The organism is Daejeonella sp., assembly GCF_037719425.1.
In the GTDB taxonomy this organism is placed as follows: domain Bacteria; phylum Bacteroidota; class Bacteroidia; order Sphingobacteriales; family Sphingobacteriaceae; genus Daejeonella.
Window position 1 is genome coordinate 1 of record NZ_JBBJNI010000211.1, and the last position, 5570, is coordinate 5570.

At 44.3% G+C, this 5570-nt stretch carries 5 protein-coding genes and 2 pseudogenes; all 7 read left to right on the forward strand.

The features are described from left to right. Positions 1 to 190: pseudogene (locus tag WKF69_RS18455) on the forward strand (efflux RND transporter periplasmic adaptor subunit); the annotation flags it as partial. Between the two features lie 230 nt (positions 191 to 420). Further along, a pseudogene (locus tag WKF69_RS18460) lies at positions 421 to 759 on the forward strand (MerC domain-containing protein); the annotation flags it as partial. Between the two features lie 75 nt (positions 760 to 834). After that, positions 835 to 1023, forward strand: a complete 189-nt coding sequence (locus WKF69_RS18465; protein WP_340383857.1) for a GDCCVxC domain-containing (seleno)protein — start codon at positions 835 to 837, stop codon at positions 1021 to 1023. 9 nt (positions 1024 to 1032) lie between these two features. Next, positions 1033 to 1608: an AraC family transcriptional regulator gene (locus tag WKF69_RS18470; protein ID WP_340383849.1), complete on the forward strand. Its 576-nt coding sequence runs from the start codon at positions 1033 to 1035 to the stop codon at positions 1606 to 1608. Between the two features lie 94 nt (positions 1609 to 1702). Continuing rightward, a complete protein-coding gene (locus WKF69_RS18475; RefSeq protein ID WP_340383851.1) occupies positions 1703 to 3955 on the forward strand; it encodes a heavy metal translocating P-type ATPase in 2253 nt (750 codons plus the stop codon). Positions 3956 to 3990: 35 nt separating this feature from the next. After that, entirely contained in the window at positions 3991 to 4197 is a 207-nt protein-coding gene (locus WKF69_RS18480) for a hypothetical protein (protein ID WP_340383853.1), read from the forward strand. Positions 4198 to 4441: 244 nt separating this feature from the next. Next, positions 4442 to 5473, forward strand: coding sequence for a hypothetical protein (locus WKF69_RS18485; RefSeq protein ID WP_340383855.1), 1032 nt, complete (start codon positions 4442 to 4444; stop codon positions 5471 to 5473). Positions 5474 to 5570: the final 97 nt, after the last annotated feature.

Here is a 5570-nt window from a genome sequence, read left to right on the forward strand (position 1 = left end):
AATTGGAAAAAATACCTTTGAACCCAGGATGGTAGTTACTGGTGATGAAGACGCGAATCAAGTAATTATCTTGAGGGGCTTGGAAAATACCGGGGAAGTGGTTGTGAGTGGGGCATATTTGTTATCCAGTGAATTTATACTCAAAAAAGGAATCAACCCTATGGCCGGACATGATATGAGTAAGATGTAAATCACAATGGTGATGGGTGAGGGACCGATAAACAATCCTGGATCAGGATGGTGCGTAAAGAGTGAAAAACTACTCTTAAAGATCCTGAGCTGCAAGAGCTGCAAAGAAAAATCGTTTCAAGTCAGCAAGCGGAAATCGCTTACATGAAAAGGAAGCTGAAAGAAATGGAAAACAGTAAACGATAGCTGGAGTTTTAACACCACCTGTTATAGGAGTATATTTGACCTGATATGAATTTCACCAATAATTTAGACAAACTGGGTACGGCAGGACTTCTGCTCACCGTTTTGCTGTCGCCTTGCTGTTTCCCGATTATCGCTTTTGCCGCAACTGCATTGGGATTGGGCAGCTTTGAAATTTTTGGCGGATGGACGATGTGGATTTTTCAATCTATGGTGCTCATTTCCCTTGCAGGGCTTTATGTATCATACCGCACTCATCGCTGCATGTACCCCTTAATTGTTGCTTTAATAAGCAGCCTGCTGATAGTGTATGGCTATTATGTTGAGGTTAATGATTATTGGATCTACTTTCTTTATGCCGGGGCAGCCGGCCTGCTGGTAGCTACGGTTTGGAATTATCACCGCAGAAAACTTCATTCATGCTGCGATGAGGACGGTGATGCTCCTGAGCTAAGATCTACTATTACCTGTCCGGACTGCGGGAACCAAAAGGAAGAAATTATGCCTACTAACGCCTGCGCTTATTTTTACGAGTGTGAAAAATGCAAAGCAAGGTTAAGGCCATTAAAAGGGGATTGTTGTGTGTATTGTAGTTATGGATCCGTTAAATGTCCGCCCATGCAGGGTTCGGCACCATGTTGCGCTCCCTGATCTGAAATTATGACAGAACTGCACATAAAAAATATGGTATGCAACCGCTGCATCACAGCGGTGAGCAATGAATTTGAGGACCTCGGCCTCCATCCTACCCTGGTTACTATGGGTATTGTACAGCTTGAGGAAGATAGTTTGAGCGCTGACACGAGGAACGAATTGAAAAGTCGGCTTAGTGCTTTAGGGTTTGAATTACTTGATAATAGCAAGAGCAAACTTATCGAACAGATGAAAAATCTAATCATCGAAAAAATACATCATTCAGAAAGTCTGGATGGAAAAGCAAACTGGTCGAAACTGCTCTCTGACAATGTTTTTCACGAATACAACTACCTCAGTGCCTTATTCTCTTCTGTAGAAGGAATTACCCTGGAGCAATATATCATCCGACAAAAAATAGAAAAAGTAAAAGAACTCTTATTCTATGATGAGCTTAGCCTGGGCGCTATCTCTGATAGGCTGGGCTATAGCAGCATTGCTCATCTTTCCGCACAGTTTAAAAAGATAACCGGGCAAACTCCCACTCAATTCAAGAAAACAAGGGATTTGCACAACACCCGAAAACCGCTGGATTCGATCTGAAGTCATTATCACAAAGTAATGTAATTCTTTCCTGGAATTGTGTAAGGGCTTTGCACCATCGATGCCGTAATTTTGTAGTGTAATAATAATGCTTATGCCACCAGCTGCAGAAATCCAGAATACTACTCCAAAAAATATACGGGCAACATTTCCGGTTACCGGTATGACCTGTGCGGCATGTGCCGTCAGTGTTGAATCCATGCTAAAGGCGGCGCCTGGTGTGAGTGATGCTGGGGTAAACTTTGCCAACCAAACTGCCTGGGCTGAGTATAATGAGAAAGAAACAAACCCGGCAGAATTAAAAAAAACGGTTCAGTCCATTGGCTATGATATTCTGATTGACGTCGAAAATCCTTCTCAAGTTCAGGAAGAGCTTCAGCTAAAGGTTTATCAGGAAATTAAACACCGCACGATCTGGGCTTCTATACTTTCATTGCCGGTGGTAGTGATCGGGATGTTCTTTATGGAAATGCCATATGGAGCATGGATCTCCATGGCTCTTACTGCCCCGGTCTTATTTTGGTTTGGGCGCATTTTTTTTATCAATGCCTGGAAGCAGGCAAGGCATGGAAAGGCGAACATGGATACGCTGGTTGCGCTAAGCACCGGGATCGCCTTTTTGTTCAGCGCTTTCAACACAATCTACCCTGAATTCTGGCATCAGCGGGGGCTGCATGCTCATGTATATTATGAAGCAGCTTCGGTGATCATTGCCTTTATTTCCTTGGGGAAGCTGCTGGAGGAGAGAGCGAAGTCGAATACCTCCTCGGCAATTAAAAAGCTGATGGGCCTGCAACCAAAAACAGTGAAAGTAATACTAGGTGATGAGGAGGAGGAGATTCCTATTGCTTCAGTTATTGAGGGAAATATCATCATTACCAGACCCGGAGAAAGAATTCCCGTCGACGGGATAGTTACTTCAGGCTCTTCCTATGTGGACGAGAGTATGATAACCGGGGAACCTGTTCCTGTGATGAAGGAAAATGGAGCTAAAGTATTTGCAGGAACCATTAACCAGAAAGGCAGCTTCCAGTTTAAAGCGGAAAAAGTAGGCAGTGATACGCTGCTCGCTCATATTATCAAGATGGTACAGGAAGCACAAGGCAGTAAAGCGCCGGTGCAAAAGCTGGTTGATAAGATCTCAGGTATATTTGTGCCCGTAGTTATAGGTATCTCCATACTTACATTCATAACCTGGATGCTGTTTGGCGGAGAGAATGCGTTTACACACGCTCTTCTAACTTCGGTTACGGTACTTGTGATAGCCTGCCCGTGTGCTTTAGGCCTCGCAACTCCAACGGCAATAATGGTCGGTATAGGAAAGGGAGCAGAAAATAACATCCTGATAAAGGATGCGGAAAGCCTGGAACTAGGTCATAAAGTAAATGCAATCATCCTCGATAAAACAGGCACTATAACAGAAGGAAAACCTGTAGTAAATGGCATAGACTGGAACATCAACTCTCCTGTAAGTAATCAGTTAAAAGAGCTCCTTTACAGTCTTGAAATAAAATCAGAACATCCATTGGCAGAAGCAGTAATAAATGAACTAAAGGAGACGGGGGTTTCCGGAACTGAACTGGCATCTTTCGAAAGCATAACAGCACGTGGTGTTAAAGGCGTTTTTAATGGGCGGTCCTATTATGTTGGCAACCGCCAATTACTCTCCGAAAACAATATTCAAATAGCAGAAAATCTGGTCCAAAAGGCTCTTAAGTATCAGCAGAAGGCCAACACTGTGGTATACTATGCCGATCAGGAAATGGTTTTGGCCGTAATTGCTATAGCCGATAAAGTAAAGGAAACATCAGCCAGAGCTGTTAAAGTTCTGCAAGATATGGGCATTGAAGTTTATATGCTTACAGGAGATAATGAGCAAACGGCTAAAGCTGTCGCCCAGGAAGTAGGTATTCAGCATTTCAAAGCGGAAGTCCTGCCATCAGATAAAGCCGATTTTATAAAAGAGCTTCAGTCCCAGGGCAAGATAGTAGCTATGGTTGGTGATGGAATAAACGATTCCCATGCTTTGGCTCAAGCCGATGTGAGTATTGCGATGGGTAAAGGATCTGACATAGCTATGGACGTTGCTAAAATGACATTGATCACCTCCGATCTGCTTGCAATACCTAAAGCACTCAAATTGTCAAAAAGAACGGTACAAACGGTCCACCAGAATTTGTTCTGGGCGTTTATCTATAACGTAATCGGGATACCTCTGGCCGCCGGGGTTTTGTATGCTTACAATGGTTTCCTGCTCGATCCTATGATTGCTGGCGCGGCTATGGCTCTAAGCTCCGTATCCGTGGTAACCAATAGCTTACGGTTAAAAGCCGCAAACCTGGAATAACTTTAATAATTAATCTCAATATAAATTCAAAAACAATGAACACAATTAAATTTAAAACCAATATCAAATGTACAGGCTGCCTTGCTGCAGTAACGCCGAACTTAAATAAAGCAGCAGGTGAGACTGCCTGGCAGGTCGACCTGAACGATGTGGACAGAATATTAACCGTCGAAACCGACCGCGCAGAAAGTGAGATCATTGCTGCTGTTAAAGAAGCAGGATTTGAGGCGGAAACGGTTTAAGGCTCTTAAGGTCGCTCACTGCATTCAGGCATGACACTGAGGGTACACGTATGTCATCCCTGCCTACCGGACAGGCAGGCCGAACCCGCTTTGCGCGGGGAGGGAACTTCATTTAATTAACAGAAGGTCCCTCGCTGCGGGATGACATACCGGGCTTCCACCAGCACTTTGCTATCGAAAAGAAAATGATACATACTTTTAATCGTTAATGTGCAGTATCTTTATTGGCTTTAACCTATCGAATATGTTCAGAAATACATTGTTGCTTTTCCTTTTGATTGCCTCGCTTAAAGTTAACGCTGCCGACATCCCCGGACAACAGCCCAATGCTGCCATTGATACCCGGGGAATTGTGAGGATTGCTTACGGTTCTGGCGAAAAGATCTTTTGCATCACATCTGCCGATAACGGCTCAAACTTTTCGAAACCTGTTCTTGTGGGGGAAGTAAAAGGCATGCACTTAGGCCATACCCGCGGCCCGCAAATAGCTTCGTCAAAAGGATACAGTTTAATTACTACTATGGACAAAAGCGGAAACATTCACTCCTATAAACTGAATCACGCGGGTAAATCCTGGAGTAAAACAGGCAATACAAATGACAAGGTAGGGTCTGCCCCCGAGGGCCTGATGGCAATTACCGCCGATAAAGAAGATAATTTTTATGCCGTCTGGCTCGACCTGGGGACGGGAAAGAAAAACAACATCCACTTTTCCTCATTAAACGGAAAGGCTGCAAGTTGGTCAAAGAACCTGATGGTTTACAAGTCGCCAGACGAGCATGTTTGCGAATGCTGCCGACCAAATATTTCTTACCGGAACAATAAGCTCGTGATTGGATTCCGCAACTGGCTTATCGGTTCGCGGGATATTTACTACACTGTTTCAGCAGATAAAGGGAAGACTTTTTCAAACGCGAAGAAATCAGGTACAGGAACCTGGCGGCTTAACGCTTGTCCTATGGACGGCGGTGGCCTCTCGATTAACGAAAAAGGGATAACCTCCACAGCCTGGAGAAGAAACAGCGATGTAATTTACTGGTCAGAAAATCAGCTGGAACAACGGCTTGGAACCGGGAAAGATGTCAGCATGATTGAAAGCAAAGGCCGGACCCTCGTTGCCTGGCAGGAAAATAATCATATAAAGGTGATGGATTTGAGCAAAAAATCAGTCGCTGAAATCGGAAGCGGCATTTCCCCACGGGTATACCTCACAAATAGCGGAAAGGCCCTTTGTGTTTGGGAGGAAAACAAAGTTGTTAGGTATAAGGTGATTTAGGACGCCGGAGCATTATCCACCCCCTTTTCTTAGTCAATGTATGGGTTATTAAATGGCGCTGGGTGGCTTGTAGGCTATGTGTACGCTAGTGCTCCCC

What these genes read in the sequence shown, in the direction of transcription:
- WKF69_RS18485 (WP_340383855.1), top strand. Translation starts at nt 4,442, where the DNA reads ATGTTCAGAAATACATTGTTGCTTTTCCTTTTGATTGCCTCGCTTAAA.
- WKF69_RS18475 (WP_340383851.1), top strand. Translation starts at nt 1,703, where the DNA reads ATGCCACCAGCTGCAGAAATCCAGAATACTACTCCAAAAAATATACGG.
- WKF69_RS18470 (WP_340383849.1), top strand. Translation starts at nt 1,033, where the DNA reads ATGACAGAACTGCACATAAAAAATATGGTATGCAACCGCTGCATCACA.
- WKF69_RS18480 (WP_340383853.1), top strand. Translation starts at nt 3,991, where the DNA reads ATGAACACAATTAAATTTAAAACCAATATCAAATGTACAGGCTGCCTT.